This is a genomic window from Marinomonas atlantica (assembly GCF_001639725.1).
Lineage (GTDB): Bacteria > Pseudomonadota > Gammaproteobacteria > Pseudomonadales > Marinomonadaceae > Marinomonas > Marinomonas atlantica.
The window spans coordinates 20567-39281 of record NZ_LTAW01000016.1 but is presented as its reverse complement, the minus strand read 5'-3'; the positions used below and the strand labels follow the sequence as shown (position 1 = coordinate 39281).

General features: G+C 45.4%; 16 protein-coding genes. 13 read left to right on the top strand and 3 right to left on the bottom strand.

All coding sequences use genetic code 11. From position 1 onward, the window contains the following. Positions 1 to 347 precede the first annotated feature (347 nt). Complete coding sequence (locus AYW75_RS18090) at positions 348 to 857, top strand: DinB family protein (RefSeq protein ID WP_067102588.1); 510 nt, start codon at positions 348 to 350, stop codon at positions 855 to 857. 9 nt (positions 858 to 866) lie between these two features. Here AYW75_RS18090 and AYW75_RS18085 read toward each other — a convergent pair whose 3' ends face one another. Further along, entirely contained in the window at positions 867 to 2210 is a 1344-nt protein-coding gene (locus AYW75_RS18085; protein ID WP_067102580.1) for a DUF2254 domain-containing protein, read from the bottom strand. Positions 2211 to 2364: 154 nt separating this feature from the next. Next, on the bottom strand, positions 2365 to 3171 hold the full coding sequence (locus tag AYW75_RS18080; protein ID WP_067102577.1) for a flagellin N-terminal helical domain-containing protein: 807 nt from the start codon (positions 3169 to 3171) through the stop codon (positions 2365 to 2367). A 1197-nt stretch (positions 3172 to 4368) separates the two neighbouring features. On the opposite strand from AYW75_RS18080, the gene AYW75_RS18075 reads away from it, so the two are divergent. Continuing rightward, positions 4369 to 4845, top strand: a complete 477-nt coding sequence (locus AYW75_RS18075; RefSeq protein WP_067102574.1) for a hypothetical protein — start codon at positions 4369 to 4371, stop codon at positions 4843 to 4845. An 18-nt stretch (positions 4846 to 4863) separates the two neighbouring features. Beyond that, positions 4864 to 5862: a phosphotransferase gene (locus AYW75_RS18070; RefSeq protein ID WP_067102571.1), complete on the top strand. Its 999-nt coding sequence runs from the start codon at positions 4864 to 4866 to the stop codon at positions 5860 to 5862. On the opposite strand, the gene hrpB is transcribed toward AYW75_RS18070, so the two are convergent. After that, positions 5859 to 8330 carry an ATP-dependent helicase HrpB gene (gene hrpB / locus AYW75_RS18065; protein ID WP_067102569.1) on the bottom strand — a complete coding sequence of 824 codons (2472 nt, stop codon included), beginning with the start codon at positions 8328 to 8330 and terminating at the stop codon, positions 5859 to 5861. The two genes, AYW75_RS18070 and hrpB, sit on opposite strands and share 4 nt — an antisense overlap. A 202-nt stretch (positions 8331 to 8532) precedes the next feature. Here hrpB and AYW75_RS18060 point away from each other — a divergent pair, with 202 nt between their 5' ends. The 10 genes from AYW75_RS18060 to AYW75_RS18015 all read left to right on the top strand — a co-directional run bounded on the left by AYW75_RS18060 (position 8533) and on the right by AYW75_RS18015 (position 18713). Continuing rightward, on the top strand, positions 8533 to 9267 hold the full coding sequence (locus AYW75_RS18060; protein WP_067102566.1) for a response regulator: 735 nt from the start codon (positions 8533 to 8535) through the stop codon (positions 9265 to 9267). Further along, entirely contained in the window at positions 9267 to 11777 is a 2511-nt protein-coding gene (locus AYW75_RS18055; RefSeq protein WP_067102564.1) for a PAS-domain containing protein, read from the top strand. The genes AYW75_RS18060 and AYW75_RS18055 overlap by 1 nt, the downstream gene beginning before the upstream one ends. A 141-nt stretch (positions 11778 to 11918) precedes the next feature. Next, entirely contained in the window at positions 11919 to 12938 is a 1020-nt protein-coding gene (locus tag AYW75_RS18050; RefSeq protein WP_067102561.1) for a sugar ABC transporter substrate-binding protein, read from the top strand. Between the two features lie 92 nt (positions 12939 to 13030). Beyond that, entirely contained in the window at positions 13031 to 14119 is a 1089-nt protein-coding gene (locus AYW75_RS18045; protein ID WP_067102558.1) for an ABC transporter permease, read from the top strand. Continuing rightward, positions 14119 to 14913: an ATP-binding cassette domain-containing protein gene (locus tag AYW75_RS18040; RefSeq protein WP_067102556.1), complete on the top strand. Its 795-nt coding sequence runs from the start codon at positions 14119 to 14121 to the stop codon at positions 14911 to 14913. The genes AYW75_RS18045 and AYW75_RS18040 overlap by 1 nt, the downstream gene beginning before the upstream one ends. Before the next feature lie 35 nt (positions 14914 to 14948). Next, positions 14949 to 15920 (top strand): substrate-binding domain-containing protein, encoded by a 972-nt coding sequence (locus tag AYW75_RS18035; protein ID WP_156490886.1) that lies wholly within the window; start codon positions 14949 to 14951, stop codon positions 15918 to 15920. A gap of 74 nt (positions 15921 to 15994) precedes the next feature. Beyond that, on the top strand, positions 15995 to 16882 hold the full coding sequence (locus AYW75_RS18030) for an AEC family transporter (protein ID WP_067102553.1): 888 nt from the start codon (positions 15995 to 15997) through the stop codon (positions 16880 to 16882). 15 nt (positions 16883 to 16897) lie between these two features. Further along, positions 16898 to 17452 (top strand): mechanosensitive ion channel domain-containing protein, encoded by a 555-nt coding sequence (locus tag AYW75_RS18025; protein ID WP_067102550.1) that lies wholly within the window; start codon positions 16898 to 16900, stop codon positions 17450 to 17452. Positions 17453 to 17536: 84 nt separating this feature from the next. After that, on the top strand, positions 17537 to 17812 hold the full coding sequence (locus AYW75_RS18020; protein ID WP_067035691.1) for a hypothetical protein: 276 nt from the start codon (positions 17537 to 17539) through the stop codon (positions 17810 to 17812). 82 nt (positions 17813 to 17894) lie between these two features. Continuing rightward, entirely contained in the window at positions 17895 to 18713 is an 819-nt protein-coding gene (locus tag AYW75_RS18015; protein WP_067102548.1) for an ion transporter, read from the top strand. The last annotated feature ends 2 nt before the right edge of the window (positions 18714 to 18715 follow it).

Genomic DNA, 18715 nt, shown 5'->3' with positions numbered 1-18715 from the left:
ATCCCATGTGAGAGTAGGTCGTCGTCAAGCATCATACAAAGGAAGCCCTGATAGCCATGCTGTCAGGGCTTTTTTGTATCTGCGGTTTCCCTAAACGCATCCACTCAGCTAGATTCCGTACCCCCTTTTGTGTCCTGCTTGCGCCTGTCTCATGCTTCGACGCATCAGCGCGTGACGTCAAAAGAGTGCGTCTTTATATCTCATCGTTCAGAAGCAGCTCTCGTGGAATGGGCGTTGGGGGAAACTATGGATTGCTGCTTCTCTAAAGAAGTAGGAGAAGCTGTTTGCTAGAAGTCTATATTTTTAATAATGTAATAATTTTAGGCCGCTCTGAAAAGGAAGAAATTATGCGTCCAGCTTTAGCACAAGATATGGCGAATTATAACCGTTGGATGAATCAGCGTATTTATGACGTTTGTTCACAGTTATCAGACCAAGAACTTAGAGAAGACCGAAAGGCATTCTTTGGCTCAATTTATGGTACGTTAAACCACCTTTTGCTTGGGGATAAGATTTGGCTAGGCCGATTTCTAGGTTCACCTTATGCCGTTTCTAAGCTAGATGAAGAGCTTCATGGTAGTTTTCACGATTTAAAGGCTGATAGAGAAATAACAGACCAAATGATTATCGATTGGGCTAATGGCTTAGATGACGAAATTTTAGATAGTACGTTAGAGTATCGCAGTGTTGTAAACCCTCAGCCGCGTAAATATGAGATGTGGTTAGCAGTGAATCACTTTTTCAATCATCAAACGCATCATCGTGGACAAATTACCACGCTATTAACTCAAGCTGGATTAGACATAGGCCTAACAGACCTTATATGGTCACCGAATGTGGTTGAGCGTAACACTTAGTACAATCACTCAAAGTGATCGCTTAGCAATGATGTGCTCTAGAAGGGTAATGCGTTCATTTATTTCTTGCATATCATGATCGACAAAATCGTGTTTTCTTAGCTCGTGTTCAAGCATATTCTTTTGCTGTCGAATGAATTCCCAATGTTCCTTTCTTTGGGCCTGCTCCGCTATACGGCATAACCCTTCCAGCAATCTCAGCTGTACAGACAAACTTCCATTTGCATGCTGACGAATTTGGTCATAGGCACTGTTAGCCAAGCTTTGGAATGAGGCTTTTTTAAATATAAGTCTTGGCTTATCTTCATTATCGCAGGCGATACCTTCCGGAAACTGTTTGTGTACCAAGTTACAAAGAGTCGAACTCAGTTTATCGACACAGGCAATAGCGGAGTATGGATCGTTAATACTCGGTGACAAGGCTCTTAAGGCAATTTCAACTAATTGCAAAATTGCAAACTCAGGGTCTTGAATGGGTGTGCGCTTTGCGCCTAACGTAATACAGCTTAATAGTGACTGAATTTGAGTAGGTGAGGGTTCATCTCCCGAGTGATGAATAACCACCATTCGAGAGGTTATGTAATCTCCAGGTGTAACAAGTAGCTCTGCACATTGGTCATTGGAAGATAGAATTTGAACTAGATTCGTATAATTAATCGCTTGTACGTATCCAGATCGTTTTATGTGAATGGGAGTAAATGAATTTTTAAGGGTTCTCTCGACTTCTTTACAAGAAGTATTTTTAGCCTCATTACTTCTTTGCTCATCGAATATATGAAGAATATTTGTCTGCATGGTTTCGAATACTTTGTCGATCACGTTGTCAGCTTGCAGATTGGTCGCAACATGATGGATAAAGTAAATCAGTAAAAAAATACCACTGAAAGTCAGTATTATTGCGCCTCCTAAAGTAAGGCCAGGCAAGTAAAGTCCTGATGCGAAATCCTCGCTCGCCGCTGCAAGCATCAAACAATATAGGAAGATGGAAATAAAAATACCTAAGACGGATTGCGTACTGGGGTCATTCATAAAATTTCGAATGAGCCTTGGACCAAATTGAGAAGAAGCACTGGTGAGAGCTACCATGGTAATAGAGAAGGTAATACTAACCACTGTCATAACACTTCCTGCGACAGTGGTTAGTAGGTCACGAGTGACCTCAGCATCAGCGTGATAGAGAAAGCTGATCCAAAGAGTGTTCTGTAGAGCTAAGTTCTGATCAAGCCAGAGCAAACAAGCAAAGAGTAACAATGTCGCAAAGATAATGAGACAAGGAACAAACCAAAAGCTTGTTCTTATCGCATCATAGGTCTTGAGTAACTTGTTGCTTGGAAAAAGTGAGATCTGCACCATTACTTCCTTTTACGAATAATCGTTCTGTCACAGCATCACGATAAAGACACAAGAGGGCAATAGTTTTCGTAAAAAACAGAAGAGTTTAAACGCTTTTACTCATTGCAGGGAAAAGCACTTTTAACACAATGATGGCTAAAAGCGCTTATATGTCTTAATTAGTGAGTAGATTTAGTACTCTGCTGGCGTCTGCATTCGCTTGGGATTGAACGGCAACTGATGAGCGTTCGAGAATGCTGTTAACCACTTGGTTACTTACTTCTGCTGCAAAATCAGTATCTTGTATCCGTGACCGGGCCGCTGATTCATTTGCTTGGTTTTCTAATAATGCGTCTACACGGCTGCTAAATGCGTTTTGTGTTGCGCCATATTCTGCTTGCAAGCTATTTATGTTTTCTAGACTGCTGTCGACCGCACTTAATGCACTGTCGAGAGAGGCTTGATTAGTGATGTCAAAAGCAAATAAGCCATTTGTAGCAAGGGTGCCACTAACATCGTTTGTGGCGACTCCCATGTTGCTATTAGCATCTGGACCCACTTGGAAATCAAGATTGCTGTCACTGTTTAACAATTCTTGTCCTGCAAAGGTTGTTGAGCCTATTGTCCCCTGAATATTCTCCAAAAGAGCATTGGCCTGTTGTTGAAGCGCCTGTCGGTCAGAATCAGAGTAAATACCATTACCAGCCTGCACTGCCAGTTCTCGCAATGACGACAGGTCTTTGGTAATCGACTCCAACCCGCCTTGTGCGATCTGTGTTACAGAAATACCAGACATGCTGTTCGCAACAGCTTGTCCGTTCCCATCGATTTGGCTCGTTAACCGATTAGCAATCTGAAGACCTGCTGCATCATCTGCAGCACTGTTGATACGTGTACCACTAGCAAGATTGGTTTGGCTTGTATTAAGTGACTGCGTAGCAGAGGTGTTAACGTAATTTGAGCCTATGTTATTAATACCCATGTAATCATCCTTGCCACGAATTGGCGATATGAAAAACTTTACTCTAATAGTATAGATACAACTTGCTTAGATTAAAAATCGAACAGTCCAGTTGGTCGGTTTAAGTCTAGGGTTGACATGCTAAGGAGTCTTTAAAAAAATGCTTTTTTGGTAGCCATCGGAGCAGCAAACGAACTACTTTTAATAACGGCCAGTGGCTTTTGGGTACATTTCCATGCGCTCTACTAGTTAGCGCAGTAATGGCTATATCTTGGTAGCCATCACGTTGACATCGAAGCTAAAAGGTTCGCCATTTATATCGTCTTGGCACTGAGGTAGTGAATGGCTTGTGTATAAATGTCTACAAACATATTATCCGAAACAAAATAATCTACCTCTTCTTGAGTCGCTCCGAATGTTATAATCACTTTTCACCGTTAGCTTCTCCAGTACTGTACTCACTAAGTAGGTTCATACACAATCTGGTGTGTTTTTTCACTGGCGAATGGTCTCCATAAATTGTTCGCGATGAACTCTAGTTAAAGGTGTTTCAGAGGATTTTATAAATGTTGACTACTCACAAGATAGAATATGCGAGTCTATAGGTACTTGATCAAACTGGTCATTGAAACTATTAAGCGGTAATAAAACTTCTTTCAATGGACTGCGTTATCCGGCTAGTGCGTAGCGAAAAAGACAAAGTTTGCTATTAGTTGGACTTTATCGCCGTGATAATAGGCTTTTTTATCGTAGTCTTGATCAAGGCCTACTTCGCCATATAACTATCGATGCTGAATTTTATCGTCCTATGTTTCAAAAGTTTCCATAGGTGGTTAGAAGTGGTCAATAATAGCAATCTGATAGTAGCTTTCTTTTGCTATGCTGGCCGAGCTACTTGCCGCCAAAAATAGGAGTAAAGCACTAATGATGCGATAGGGTATAAACGTAGCAGTTGCTTCCTTGGTCGATGGACAACTGCTGAATATGCTCGTACGAGCAACTTCCACCTAAAAACAAGAAGGGTGTAATGCTGTCTGTATTAAGTGTTAACGCAAAATGCAATTTTCTCTATGATTTATTTCCTATGAAAGATTATATGAGTTTTCATGACTTCTTGTGCTCTTTTCATTCAAGGCTGAAATGACAAGGATTTACAAGTCTTATCAACTACACTTAATTATTCTAATTAAATAGGCTCCTCAAATGGAGCGGAGTTTTATGCTGAAACGTCTATTTTCGCGTAAGAGTAGCGAATCTATATCAAGTAACACTAAGCAAAACATTAAGCCTCAAGAGCATAATCGCAGTGAGTTTGTGCGTTTGGTTGATTCATTTAAGATGAATAATCCAGACTGTGATGTGTTAAGCGCTAAAGACTTGGAACAAAAGTTCACACAGTTTGCAGAACAAAACAAGTTAGGAGTGACTTTGCAGTCACACTATATTAGCCATGGTTCACCAGAGAAGCTACAGCGACTGCTGTCGTCTGGGTATTATGGAGCAACAATTAAAAATGGAATTACGAAAATAGAAAAGTCAGATAAAGACTTTTCTTGGGCTGCTGAACGAGACGTTATTGGAGCTTTATATATGGATCGAGGCTTTTTTATTCTTGTGCGTGCTGTGAACCGGAAAGTTGGCTTCAACCGACGCTGGGTATTTGATTTGTACCTTTCCACTCGCAACTTTGCATAAATTATCTTCAAGTTAATCATGATATTGCCCCCAGAATTCTTTATTAAGCGCATACTTGATGCTGAATACGTAACGCATGTTGAAACGTTGCAGTCGTTGTGGAGCGGGTATGGACATATCTCACGCTACGCGGTGAAAGTAAAAGACCGTTACTTTCATGTGATTCTAAAAGCCATTGATAGCTCGTCTAGCCAAGCGCATCCTAGAGGATGGCAGTCTGACCTAGCCCATCAGCGTAAGGTTCATTCTTATGAAGTAGAAACGAACTGGTACCAGAATTGGGCCAATGGCTGTGTCAATGTCGCGCGTGTGCCGCATTGTCTAGGCGTGTTACAGCAAAGCGACATGGTTTTTTTACTCCTGGAAGATTTAGATGAAAAGGGGTTTGATCATAGGCATACACAGTTAGACCTTTCGCAAGCAGTGGCAGTTTTGCAGTGGCTGGCAATCTTCCACGCTCATTATATATCGCTCGACCCCAATGAGTCTTGGCCGGTGGGGTTATGGCCTCAAGGTACCTACTGGCACCTTGGGACACGTCCAAATGAGTGGCAAGCGATGACGGCGAGTCCACTCAAAGACGCGGCCAAGACGATAAACAACACACTGCGCCAAGCGCGCTATCAAACGCTCGTGCATGGTGATGCGAAAGTCGCCAATTTTTGCTTTGCAGCTGATGCATCAAGCGTAGCCGCCGTTGATTTCCAATACGTAGGTCGCGGCATAGGTGTGCAAGATGTGGCGTATTTTCTAGGTAGTTGCTTATCTGAATTAGTGTTAGAGCAGCATCTTGATTATTTATTAGATCAATACTTTAGTGAGTTATCACGCTGTCTGATCGCCACTGGAGAGTCTTCCGACATGGCAGAGGCAGTGGCTCAAGAGTGGTTTGAGCTTTTTCCTGTTGCATGGGCTGACTTTCACCGCTTTATCATGGGATGGTGCCCGACTCATGCTAAAAATACCCAATTCAGTCAGCGGCTGACTGCCCAAGCGTTAGTAATGCTTAGCTTTTAATACCCGCGCAGTGCTCGATTGGTCTTGGCTGTTGCTTCGGCGGTTAGAGGGTTCTCTGGCCATGGGTGCTTAGGATAGCGTCCGCGCATTTCTTTGCGTACGTCTGGGTAGGCTTCTTGCCAGAAAAAGGCTAAGTCCATGGTTACCGCCAAGGGGCGTTGGCCGGGTGATAACAGCTCTATTTTAACCACTTGCCCTGCAATTCTAGGGCTTTGGATCTCGCCGAACATTTCTTGCAGTTTGACTCGTATAACAGGGACGTCACCTTGATAATCTACTTTGATGCTTGACCCCGATGCTACTTGGACCCGCAGAGGTAATGCTTTGAGTTGCTGTTGTTGGGACCAACTGAGCAGCGCCATCAGTGGTTCAACGAGGCGGATTTTTTCCAGTTGTTGAATGCGCGTTACGCCCACCAAATAAGGCGCCAGCCAGTCTTCTAGTCGCTCCAACAAACAACGATCGCTGGCGTCGGGAATGGAAGCGTCGAGGTGTTGATGGGCAAATCGAATGCGGGCTCTGAGTGCTAGACTGTCATCATCCCAATGAAGGCTACTTAAGCCTTTTTGTCGAATATAGTGACAGCTTGCTAACGTCACGGCGGACTCAGGTAGCGGTGTGAGAGATATTTGATCAAGCTTTAATTTACCCAACCAGGTTTGTTCCGCACCGATTAAGCCGCCACTGGATTTATCCCATTCGCAGCGTTCTACTCTCGCAAGTCGATCGGCTAAAGCATTTTCAAGCTCGCGTTTGAGAATAGGATGAGACAGATATATTTGATCCGCATCGCGTTCGGCGTGTCCACCTAATTCCAATGCAATTAAAAACTCAGTCTGAGCGTTACTGTCATGGCTTGGCAAAGCCGCTTGGCGACCATTGCTTAGCTTAAATAAAACATGATCGTCATGCTGACGGTGGCGCTTGGCGATCCGGTCCGGAAAGGCCACTGCAAGGCATTCCGCTAAAGATCGCTGTATTGGTGCAGACGCTTCAGAAAAGTGTTTGGATAACCCGGATAGCGTGCGTTGCCAGGCGTGTTTTTGCGAGCCAGTTTTTCGATATTCAATGGCACTTAGTAGGCTAGAGTCTTGTGTGCTTTTGGCCGCGCCATCATAGAGTAATGCAGCGGCTTCTGTGGCGCTTTGATGTTGTCCGTAACGTTGGGCTTCCAGTAGCAAGCGTGCCAACCTCGGCGGCAAAGGTAGCTCTACTAGCGTTTTCCCCGTTGACGTTAATGTTAACTGGGGGCTTTGTTCTAGAATTCCTAGCGACGTTAATAATTGTTGAGCTTGCTGCCAGTGGGCAGCAGGTGGCGGGCTGATCCAATCGAGTTCCTCTAGGGTTTGTGCCCCCCAACGAGCCACGTCCATGACTAAGTGGCTTAAGTCTTCCTGCTCGATTTGTGGAGCGTTGTGTGGACTTAAACGGTGTTGCTGATCTGCCGACCACCAGCGGTAGCAGACACCGGCTTGTAATCGGCCTGCGCGGCCTGCGCGTTGGGTTGTTTCTGCTTGGGATGCACGACGTGTATGTAAGCGTGTGGTAGCCGTTTTTGCATCGAAACGTGCTTCGCGTGAAAGTCCTGAATCAATCACCACTTGTATACCATCGATGGTTAAACTGGTCTGCGCGATGCTGGTGGCGAGAACCACTTTTCTATAACCAGCGTGTGCAGGAGCAATAACATTTTCTTGCTCCGATAGGCTCATATCACCAAATAAACTGAGCAGTTCGGTTTGTGCTGGCAGGGTGCCATCAAGCATGGATTGAACAGTATGTATTTCACGCTGGCCGGGTAGAAAAACGAGTATCGATCCACCTTCCTCTTGTAAGGCTTGGTGAACCAGTTTAGCGACGTGTTGCGGTATGTCTTGTTGCTTGAGTGACAGATTGCTGTAGCGCATGCTAATGGGGAATTGACGTCCTTCACAAATGATCGGATCACACTGCAGCAGTTCAGTTAATCGTTCACTGTCGAGGGTGGCCGACATAACTAACAGTTTAAGTGGATCGTCATCACGGAACAGTATTCTGGCTTGTAGGCTTAATGCGAACGCCAAATCTGAGTGTAGGTTACGCTCATGAAACTCGTCGAAAATAATTAAGGCAACCTCATCGAGACTGGGATCATCCTGTAACATACGGGTGAGAATGCCCTCAGTAACGACTAATATTTGAGTATGAGTACTTTGTTTACCTTCTTGACGTATTTGATAGCCAACACGATGCCCAAGCGGTTCGCCAAGTTGATCTGCGAGCCGTTTCGCTGCGCACTTAGCGGCCAGCCGACGCGGCTCAAGCATAATGATTTTGCGCTGACCGAGCCATGCTTCATCTAGAAGAGCCAGAGGTACTGCCGTTGTTTTCCCCGCCCCAGGGGCGGCTTCAAGTATGGCTTCATTGTGCTGAGCTAACTGTAATTTTAAATCTGGAATGATAGAGTAGATAGGCAAAGCAAACGTCATAATGATCCCCTGTAGCGAGGGGGCATGATAGCGATATTTGTTTAGAATTTCAGTGACAACATGCCTCGCACTAAGGTGTGAACGATATAAAAAAGACGTACGAGATGATTGTTAATGGTGTATTAACAATCACATGGTAAAGCTTCTTGCGACACGGGCCGATCCAGCCAAACTATAAGAAATAAAAAGGATAGATAACAGCATGAGCGAGCTCGGAAAAAAGACCCTGTTGATCGTTGATGACGAGCCGGATATCCGGCACTTATTGAGTGACGCCTTGGCTCAAAAAGGCTATCAAGTGTTTGAAGCCCAAAATGGTGTGATGATGTGGCAGCGCTTAGAAGAGCACCCCGTTGATTTGATCTTAATGGACCTCTACTTACAAGAAGAAGATGGTTTACAGTTAGCACGAGAAGTCAGAGAGCGCTTTGACATGTCGATCATGATGTTAACCGGAAAAGGAGACGAGACGGATCGTATTCTGGGTCTTGAACTGGCGGCGGACGATTACATGATGAAACCCTTCAATCTACGTGAGCTGACCGCACGAATTCATGCTTTATTACGTCGTAGTAACCGTCATACACCGACTCAGCCTCTGAGCACAGATCACGACTGTTTATATTTTGGTAAGTGGATATTAGATCTGACGTCACGCCAATTGAGTGATCAGCAAGGAGACGAGGTCATACTTACGTTAGGTGAGTTTTCTTTATTGGAAACACTGGCCACACGGCCCGATCGAGTGCTGAGTCGTGAGCAAATTATTGATTTAAGTCGAGGCCTTGAAACGGAAGTATTTGATCGTACCGTCGACGTACTGATTCTACGTTTACGTCGTAAGTTGGAAGCCAATCCTAAAGCGCCAGAGTTTATTAAAACCCAACGTGGTTTGGGGTATTTATTCCAAGGCCCTGTTAGCAAGAGCGTCAGCTAATGCGCCAAGTCAGCATTCGTCAAAAAGCGTCCATTATTATATTCGTAATTAGTATGGTGGCCGCTTTTATGATGGTAATTGGCTGGCAATCCATGCGTATCAGTGAAGCATCCTTAGCTGATTTTGAAGCGCAAACACTCCCCGAAATAAGCACTGCACTGACGTTAGCGGAAAATGTTGCCCAGCTTGCTGCGGCAGCCCCTTATGCGGCAGGTTCGGCGCGACCCTTTCAACTGCAAGTAGAATCAGAGCGCTTAAATCGTCGTATTACGGATTTACGCAGCGTCGCTGATAACTTAAAAGACACGGTATTTCGAAGTGAAATTGAAGACCGCTTAGCGGATCTGGACACGACATTGGATGAGTTAGTGACACTTGTCCACGAAGAGTTGTATATCCGTGAAGACAGCCTAGCGCAGCAATTTGCCATTAGAACTATTATTCCAACCCCCGACCAACTAACAAATGTGTCACAACGTCAGGCACTATTTTGGTTATTAAACCTGATTGAAGAGCCTGGCCAAGTAGCGCAGCAGATGGTCGACCAATTAAGTCTCTTAAAGAGCGATCCAAAGGTGCGCAACATCGCGCAATCATTGCTGCTAGCACAAACGCGCTTGAACGAAATTCATGACCGAAAACGCTATTTGTTGATCGCTCTGCGAGCGAAATCGGAACAACTTAGCACCCAAGTCAGTGGCTTCGTCGGTACGCTGCAAAAGCAAGTGTCTCGACAGCGCATGGAGGTTGGCCAAGTGGTCGCCAATGGGCAGCGCTGGTTAATAGGTATTTCACTATTTTTGGTATTAGGGTTGAGTTACCTGTATCTATCTAGTCGACGTATGACACGAGATTTAGGGGCTGTCACACAAGGAATGAAAGAACTGTCATTAGGGCAGGTGGATTCGCGCAATCCCCCCATGCGACGTAATGACGAAATCGGCACGCTGGCCAATGCTTTTGAAGTGTTTCGGCGTGATGCCATTCGCCGCTTGGAAGTGTCTGCCGAGCTCACCGAGCAAAAACGTTTGCTGGAAACCATCTTTGATAATATGAACGACGGTTTGAGTGTGTTTACCGAGCAGGGGATTTTAATTGCTTGGAATAAAGGCTACGAAGCACTTTTCGATATTCAGCCAAATCAGCTTTATCGCGGTATGCCAATAGAAGCGGTACAGCGGCTTATTACGCAAAGTTCTCATAAGAATCTCAATATGGAAAACCAATTGGTTCAGATGGATGAGATTAACGCTTCGCGGCACCATCGTAGCCAAAGTTTTGAACGGCATTTTGACTCGGGAAAAATCGTCGAATTTCGTTCCAAGCCAATGCCAGACGGCGGCTTTGTCACGTTGTATACAGACCTAACCGAGCGTAAAAGCGTTGAAAGCCAATTGCGCCAAGCGCAGAAAATGGAAGTGCTAGGTCAGTTAACCGGCGGTGTGGCGCATGACTTTAATAATTTATTGGCCGCCATTATGGGTAACTTACAAATGCTGTCTGATTCGTCGCCTAAAACTGCTGATCAAGCACGTTATATCGAGCGGGCATTAGCGGTAGCTGAGAAGAGCAGCAGTTTGGTGCACCGTTTGCTCGCATTCAGTCGGCGACAACAGCTGTTTCCTGAGGCGACACACATCGATGATTTAATCGAAGGCATGCTGGATTTGGTGGAGTACAGTGTCGGCAATCATATACAGGTAACGGTGGATCTCAACTGCCCTCATGAACATTGCTTAATAGATCCGTCCCAATTAGAGAATGCATTGCTGAACCTATCTCTCAACAGTGCCGCTGCGATGCCACGCGGTGGAACATTAAGCTTTTCTACCAAAGCAACCCAGTTACCCGATTCCGACGTGGCTGCTATTCGACTAAAAGTGGAAGATACCGGTAGTGGAATTTCTGAAGAGGTGCTTGGACGTATTTTTGAACCGTTCTTCACTACTAAACCAGTGGGTAAGGGCAGTGGGCTTGGACTGAGTATGATCTACGGCTTCGTCAAACAAAGTGGTGGCGAAATAAGGGTGACATCAGAAGAGGGTCAATGGACTAAAGTATGTTTGTTTTTACCCGTGATGGCGCAGACCGAGCTGACAGAAAAACCCTTAAACCAAGAAAATTTACCATCCGTAAATCTACCAAATGAAGCCTTTATTTGGCTGGTAGAAGATGACCCTGAAGTGTCCCATGTGATGCGTGAACAGCTTCAGCAACTCGGTTGTATGGTGCAAACCTTCGAGTGTGCCGAAGACGCTTTGATTGGGCTGGAGCGCTCCTTTCATCCTGACTTAATTATGAGTGATGTTAACCTAGCCGGAGAGTTGCATGGCGTCGATTTGGCGCACAGATTGAGGGCAGATATAAGCTGGGAAGGGCAAGTATTATTAATGTCGGGGCTACCTGTGCATGAATTAGTAGAAAGTTACGGGCTCAATGATAAAGACTTATTTTTTTCAAAACCCTTTACAATCAGTGAGTTAGAAAAAGTTTTCTGTTTTATGAAGTGAATTGTTACAAATATTTCAGTGTCATCCTTAGTCGCTGAAATTTTTCGTTAGTTTTCATAGTCGATATTAATTTATGAAACAGCTGTGATGGTCTGTTTCGACGGCATAAGCCGAGAATAAAAACAATATTGGAGTCGTTTCATGAAATCTAACTTCCGTAAACTTGCTTGTCTTGTTGCTGCTGGCGCATTGTCTACTGCTGCGATGGCGGAAACACCTATCATTGGTCTGATTACTAAAACCAATACCAACCCTTTCTTCGTGAAAATGAAAGAAGGTGCCCAAGAGAAAGCTGAAGAGCTTGGTGTTGAGCTGCGTACCTTCGCAGGTCGTTACGACGGCGATAATGAAACACAAGTTCAAGCTGTCGAAAACTTAATCGCATCCGGTGCGAAAGGTATTCTTATTACCCCAAGTGACACGGCAGGTATTGTGCCGACCATTGAAAAAGCACGTGAAGCGGGCTTGTTGGTAATTGCCTTGGACACACCACTGTCTCCTGCTAGCGCAGCCGACATGACGTTTGCGACCGATAACTTCAAAGCGGGCGAAATGATTGGTCAATGGGCCAAAGCGAAAATGGGTGATAAAGCGGAAGACGCTAAAATCGCACTGCTTGATCTGAGTACTAGCCAAATTACAGTCGATGTAGCGCGTAACCAAGGTTTCTTGAAAGGCTTCGGAATTGATCTAAACGACCCAAGTCAAATGGGTGATGAAACAGACCCACGCATCGTAGGTAACGACGTGACACAAGGCTCTGAAGAAGGTGGTCGTCGTGCGATGGAAAACTTACTGCAAAAAGACCCAGGTGTGAACTTGGTCTACACCATTAATGAACCAGCCGCCGCTGGTGCGTATGAAGCACTGAAATCATTTGGTATGGAAAAAGACGTATTGATTGTCTCCGTTGATGGTGGCTGTCCTGGTGTCAGCAACATCAAAGATGGTGTGATTGGCGCTACTTCTATGCAATTCCCTCTGAAAATGGCCTCTGAAGGCGTCAGTGCAATCGTCGAGTTTGCTAAGTCTGGCTCGCGTCCGACAGCTTCTGACGGTCTTGATTTTTACGACACAGGTGTACAGTTGATAACAGATGAACCGGCTCAAGGTATCGATTCTGTTACATCAAAAACTGGTCTTGCTATGTGTTGGGGCTAACCGCCTAACTTATCCACCTCGTTTAAGGCAGCCCTGCCTAACACCGCTGGCTAATGCCGCCAGCGGTGGTTTTTTTGCTTGGAGTTAACATTATGAGTTCTGCTAACCCAAAACCGTCTGCACCGGTGTTGGATCACGATAAAATCGCTGATCAGGCTGGCAGTGGTAGTTATGTAGCGAATTTCGAAGACAAAGATACACCACTACAGCGCTTTCAGAAATTTCTTCATAAGTATCCGGTTGCCGCACCAACTATTGTACTGATTCTTGCCATTATTGGTTTCAGTGTCTTGGTTGGAGACCGCTTCTTACACCCGTTTAACTTATCTCTAGTGTTACAACAGGTCACCATCATTGGTGTGATCGGTGTGGCACAAACGTTAATTATTTTAACTGCAGGTATCGACCTTTCGGTTGGTGCCATCATGGTGCTGGCATCTGTCGTGATGGGTCGAATGGCCATCGATCATGGATTTGAAGCTTGGCTAGCTCTCTTAATTGGCATGGGGGTTGGCGCGCTGGCTGGTCTTATTAATGGCACCCTGATTACACGCTTTAAATTGCCGCCTTTTATCGCAACACTGGGGTCTTGGAACGTCTTTTTTGCATTGAATCTTTGGTACTCAGAAAGTCAAACCATTCGTTCACAGGAAATTGCCAACAATGCACCTTTATTGCAGTGGTTAGGTGAAACCGTAAGCTTCTTTGGCGCTCGGTTAACCTATGGGTCTCTATTGATGCTGGCATTGTTTGTACTGATTTGGTACGCCTTAAATTGGACCGCATGGGGGCGTCATGTATACGCCACTGGTGATGATCCAGCGGCGGCTAAATTAGCCGGTATTCGAACTGATCGTATCTTATTATCTGTGTATGTTTTAGCGGGTGTCGTGTGTGCCATTGGCGCATGGGTTCTGATCGGACGCATAGGCTCTGTCAGTCCACAAGCTGGCTACACTACCAACCTAGACAGTATTACCGCAGTGGTGATCGGTGGTTGTAGCTTGTTCGGTGGGCGAGGGTCGATCTTTGGAACGTTAGTCGGAGCTCTCGTAGTAGGGGTGTTCCGAAATGGCTTAGCCCTTGCGGGTGTCGATGTACTTTGGCAAGAGTTTACCGTAGGGATCTTGATCATCGTGGCAGTAGGTATGGACCAATGGATCAGAAAGGGGACAGCATAATGACAGCACATTACGATCAACAACCGATTCTTCAAGCGCGTGGTATCGTAAAGCGTTATGGCAGTGTGACGGCCATTGATCATGCTGATTTAACGCTGTATCCAGGGGAAATTCTTGCGGTCATTGGTGATAATGGCGCCGGTAAATCCTCACTAATTAAAGCCTTATCTGGCGCCTTAGTGCCAGATGAAGGGGAAATCTTACTGGACGGCAAACCGGTTCACTTTAGTTCACCGATGGAAGCGCGCGAACTAGGCATTGAAACCGTTTATCAGAACCTTGCAGTATCTCCTGCGTTGAACATTGCCGATAACTTGTTTCTAGGCCGCGAGCTGCGTAAACCAGGCCTATTAGGATCTGTTTTCCGTATGCTGGATAAAAAAGCCATGGAAGAGCGTGCTCAAGCTAAGATGACTGAGCTTGGGCTGATGACCATTCAAAATATCTCTCAGGCGGTAGAGTCTTTATCCGGTGGTCAGCGACAAGGGGTGGCAGTAGCGCGCTCTGCGTTGTTTGGTAGCAAAGTGGTGATTATGGATGAACCTACAGCGGCATTAGGGGTAAAAGAATCCCGTCGAGTATTGAACTTGATTAAAGAAGTACGTGATCGTGGTCTACCAATCATTCTAATCAGTCATAATATGCCGCATGTATTTGAAGTGGCCGATCGCATTCATATTCACCGTTTAGGTAAGTGCGCCGCGACGATTACCCCTGAATCTCATACCATGTCAGAAGCGGTTGCAATCATGACAGGTGCGATGGAAGTGGACTCCGATCCTGAGGCTGCGTAAAGTTAGCCGCTATAGCACGCAAAGCAGAGGGTACCATGGCACAGCGATTTATCATGCAATTAAACGGTTGGTGCAGTTCGGCCGTTAGAAAAGTATGGCTGGCTGGGTTACTTGCTTTGTGTGTGGCGTCTCATAGTGCGCTAGCCAGTAATGAGCTTGACCAACCGCTGCGCTCGATCGGCATCAGTGTAGCGGATTTGGGCAACCCTTACTTTGTTGAATTAGTAGACTCTGTAACACGTCGGGCTAATGAATTGGTTGAGGGGCAATCGGTTGATGTTATCGTGCGTTCTGATGCGTATGACCTCAAGCGACAGGTTCGACAGCTAAATGAATTTATTGATCGTAAAGTCGATTTGATCATTCTAACCGCCGCAGACGAGTACAAAATAGCCCCTGTAGTCGCGCGGGCTCAGCTGGCTGGTATTAAAGTCATTGCTGTCGATGTCAATGCGCATGGTGCGGACGCGACGATCACAACTGATAACGTGCAAGCAGGAGTTATCGCCTGTGAGCGCTTGGCACAGGAAATTGGTTACCAAGGTCAGTTTGTTATTATCAATGGTGTTTTAGTATCGTCAGTACTGGAGCGTGTCGCGGGTTGTAAATCTGCGATCAATCGTTATCCCCATATCTCATTATTAAGCGATCGCTTGAATGGCACAGGCAGCCAAGAAGGTGGTATGGAAGCCATGACCTATTTAATGGAAGAATACGATCATTTAGATGCCGTGTTTGCTATCAATGATCCTACGGCTTCTGGCGCGTTAATGGCGGCGCAGCATGCCAACCGAAACGAGTTTGTGCTTGCCTCGGTGGATGGGTCACAATTTGCGATAGATACGATCCAGCAACCTAATCTATGGATTGCGACAGCGGTCCAGCGGCCTAAACTGATGGCAGAGCGTGCGGTTGAGATTGGGTTGGCATTACTGAAAGGCGAAGAAGTGCGCCAGCGTTTTATACTCATTCCGGCCCAGTTAGTGCAGAAGAGCGCGCACGAATAAAGTATTTTCAAGACCAGCATTGGCGTTTTTGATGAACCTCGTTACTCTAACGAGATACTCGTCAAGGATGTTATATGGACACTACCAGTCTCTTTCAGCAAATCTTCAATACCGTTTTCCCTCTTGTCATCATCGTATTGATTGGTTTCTTTTACGCACGCGCTCGCCCAACGGATATGAGCGTGGCTAACCGTATTAATATGAGCGTGTTTATCCCTGCACTCATATTTTCAGTAATGGCCTCAAAAGACTTTCAGATACAAGCCTATTTACCTTTAGTCGCTGCAGGCGCATTTGTTGTCTTAGGCTCTGGTCTTGTGGCTTGGCCTTTTGCCCGTGCTTTAGGTTACGAGTTCAAAACCTTTGTGCCACCGATGATGTTTAATAACAGTGGTAATCTAGGCATTCCTTTAATGGTGTTAGCGTTTGGAGAGGCCGCATTGCCGATTGCCGTGGTGCTGTTTTTGATTGAGAACTTGCTGCATTTTACGGTGGGAATGTATTTACTCAATCCGCGCACCAATTTGTTTAATCTGTTAAAAATGCCCATGATTATAGCCACTGCGCTAGGTGTTGTATGGAGCTGGCAAGATTGGTCGATGCCCGTGGGGGTAGGCACAGGCATCGACATGCTGGGGCAAATCTCCATTCCTCTGATGTTGTTTGCGTTAGGCGTTCGCATGAAAGATGTGGATTTTAGTCAATGGCGTATTGGCGTGATCAGCGGTCTAGTGAGTCCCGTTAGTGGGCTCGTTGCGGCGTATGCATTTTACTGGCTGTTTGGTTTGCGCGAGGAGTGGTTTGCTTATTTGATTATTTTTGCTTGCCTGCCTCCTGCTGTGCTGAATTACATGGTGTCGGAAATGTTCCAACAAGAACCTCAAAAGGTGGCTTCTATCGTATTGCTGGGTAATTTAATGTCATTGGTCAGCATTCCGGTGGCGTTGTATTTCGTGCTTTAAAAACGAGGAGGGCCTATGTGGCTCCATATTTGTTTAGCGATACTGTTGGTCGCAGGGTACTTTTTGACCATGCGACTTGTTTCGACAGCGATCAGAGCCGTGGCACTGCGCCAAGGTATTAATGAACTTCGCATGAGCCTAGTGTCGAAGATTATTAACCTAGGTTTGACGGTCGCTTTTGTGCTTTTGTTGTGCGTGGTACTTGGGGTGGGCTATGGGCAGTTGGCGGTGTTCTTCTCATCCGTGTTTGCGGTGGTCGGTATCGCCTTATTTGCTCAGTGGTCTATTTTAAGCAATGTAACAGCAAGTCTTATTATTTTCTTTGGCTTTCCTTACCGTGTTGGCGATTGGATTAAGGTGGTTGATAAAGATGAAGAGATCCTTGGTCAAATTCATGAAATATCAACGTTCCATGTCATTATTACACGTGTTACTGGAGATACGGTGACGTATCCAAATAGTATGATTTTACAAAAAGCCGTCATTTGCTATCGCGATGAAGCCGAAGCCAAAAGCCACTCCCAGTTACTAAAAAGTGATGATGAGGAAACCGAAAAAAGCAAAAGCTGATCAAAAATCACTCAGCCCACTCGGTTTGTGGCATACTATTAAGCCATGTTTATATTATGTCCGCACGTTCGGTAGGAGAGTTCCATGAAATCCAAGCCCGAAGCCCTGATCTCTAAGCATCCTGGCCTCATTCACAGTGACGCAATGAAAGTAAAGTCACATGTTCAGCGTAGCCAAGAAGACTGGGTTCTACATACATTGATGATAGAAGGCTACGATGTACCGTTTCGCTTTAGACGACAAGGCAAGTATCATTCACTACGTGGCGCGCGCGTAAACATTACCTATTATCCTGCTCAAGAGTCTGTTGCAGGCATTGATATGGAAATCATGAAAGTCGTTAGAGTGAAACGAAGTTAAATTAGGGATTTTATCTGAACCGTCATTGTCTTAGGATACTCGCGCTCGTACCGAGCTATTTCATTAGGAGTAAAACAAGGCAATGACAACGGCCCGCTCTCAAACTTGGTTTGATACCCTCAAGCGTATTGAACGAAGCGTTTGGTTTCAAAGCTTTATCATCACCATCATCATTATTGCGGCACTCACGGTCGGGGCAAAAACTTATCCGTTACCGTATTCGGTTGAGCTTGGGATCAACTACCTCGATACTTTAATCACCGTTTTCTTCTTGGTCGAAATTGTGCTGCGCTTCGCCGCCTACGATCGCAAAGCCGACTTCTTTAAAGACCCTTGGAATATCTTTGATACAGTCATTGTTATTGGCAGCCTTGTGCCGATCTCTAATACCGACATGGTGTTGGTCGCGCGTTTATTGCGCGTATTACGCGTGTTGCGATTGGTATCGATCATTCCGGATTTACGCATGCTGATTAACGCATTGCTTAAAGCCATTCCTAAAATGGGCTATATCGGTCTGTTAATGTTTATTATCTTTTATATCTTTGGTGCGGCTGGTGCGATCTTCTTCAGCCATATCAACCAAGATTTATGGGGTGATATTGCGATTTCTATGCTGACGTTATTCAGGATCGCCACGTTCGAAGATTGGACCGACGTGATGTATGAGACGATGGAGGTCTATCCGCTCAGTTGGATTTTCTACATCGTCTTTATTTTCCTGACGGCCTTTGTGTTTCTGAATATGATGGTCGGTGTTGTACTGGAAGTGATGAGCCGAGAAACCATGGCAGAAGAACACCAGAATCAAGAAGATCACCATCAAGCATTGGTGGATCAAATTTCCCAACTGCAGCAGCAAGTGCAAGCCTTAAGCGATAAACTTGATCGCAAAGAATAGTG

Bases quoted from the DNA above. Each gene is read 5' to 3' on its own strand.
- AYW75_RS18025 (WP_067102550.1), top strand. From the start codon at position 16,898: ATGTGGCTCCATATTTGTTTAGCGATACTGTTGGTCGCAGGGTACTTT.
- AYW75_RS18045 (WP_067102558.1), top strand. From the start codon at position 13,031: ATGAGTTCTGCTAACCCAAAACCGTCTGCACCGGTGTTGGATCACGAT.
- hrpB (WP_067102569.1), bottom strand. From the start codon at position 8,330: ATGACGTTTGCTTTGCCTATCTACTCTATCATTCCAGATTTAAAATTA.
- AYW75_RS18035 (WP_156490886.1), top strand. From the start codon at position 14,949: ATGGCACAGCGATTTATCATGCAATTAAACGGTTGGTGCAGTTCGGCC.
- AYW75_RS18015 (WP_067102548.1), top strand. From the start codon at position 17,895: ATGACAACGGCCCGCTCTCAAACTTGGTTTGATACCCTCAAGCGTATT.
- AYW75_RS18050 (WP_067102561.1), top strand. From the start codon at position 11,919: ATGAAATCTAACTTCCGTAAACTTGCTTGTCTTGTTGCTGCTGGCGCA.
- AYW75_RS18030 (WP_067102553.1), top strand. From the start codon at position 15,995: ATGGACACTACCAGTCTCTTTCAGCAAATCTTCAATACCGTTTTCCCT.
- AYW75_RS18085 (WP_067102580.1), bottom strand. From the start codon at position 2,210: ATGGTGCAGATCTCACTTTTTCCAAGCAACAAGTTACTCAAGACCTAT.
- AYW75_RS18060 (WP_067102566.1), top strand. From the start codon at position 8,533: ATGAGCGAGCTCGGAAAAAAGACCCTGTTGATCGTTGATGACGAGCCG.
- AYW75_RS18075 (WP_067102574.1), top strand. From the start codon at position 4,369: ATGCTGAAACGTCTATTTTCGCGTAAGAGTAGCGAATCTATATCAAGT.
- AYW75_RS18055 (WP_067102564.1), top strand. From the start codon at position 9,267: ATGCGCCAAGTCAGCATTCGTCAAAAAGCGTCCATTATTATATTCGTA.
- AYW75_RS18040 (WP_067102556.1), top strand. From the start codon at position 14,119: ATGACAGCACATTACGATCAACAACCGATTCTTCAAGCGCGTGGTATC.
- AYW75_RS18080 (WP_067102577.1), bottom strand. From the start codon at position 3,171: ATGGGTATTAATAACATAGGCTCAAATTACGTTAACACCTCTGCTACG.
- AYW75_RS18070 (WP_067102571.1), top strand. From the start codon at position 4,864: ATGATATTGCCCCCAGAATTCTTTATTAAGCGCATACTTGATGCTGAA.
- AYW75_RS18090 (WP_067102588.1), top strand. From the start codon at position 348: ATGCGTCCAGCTTTAGCACAAGATATGGCGAATTATAACCGTTGGATG.
- AYW75_RS18020 (WP_067035691.1), top strand. From the start codon at position 17,537: ATGAAATCCAAGCCCGAAGCCCTGATCTCTAAGCATCCTGGCCTCATT.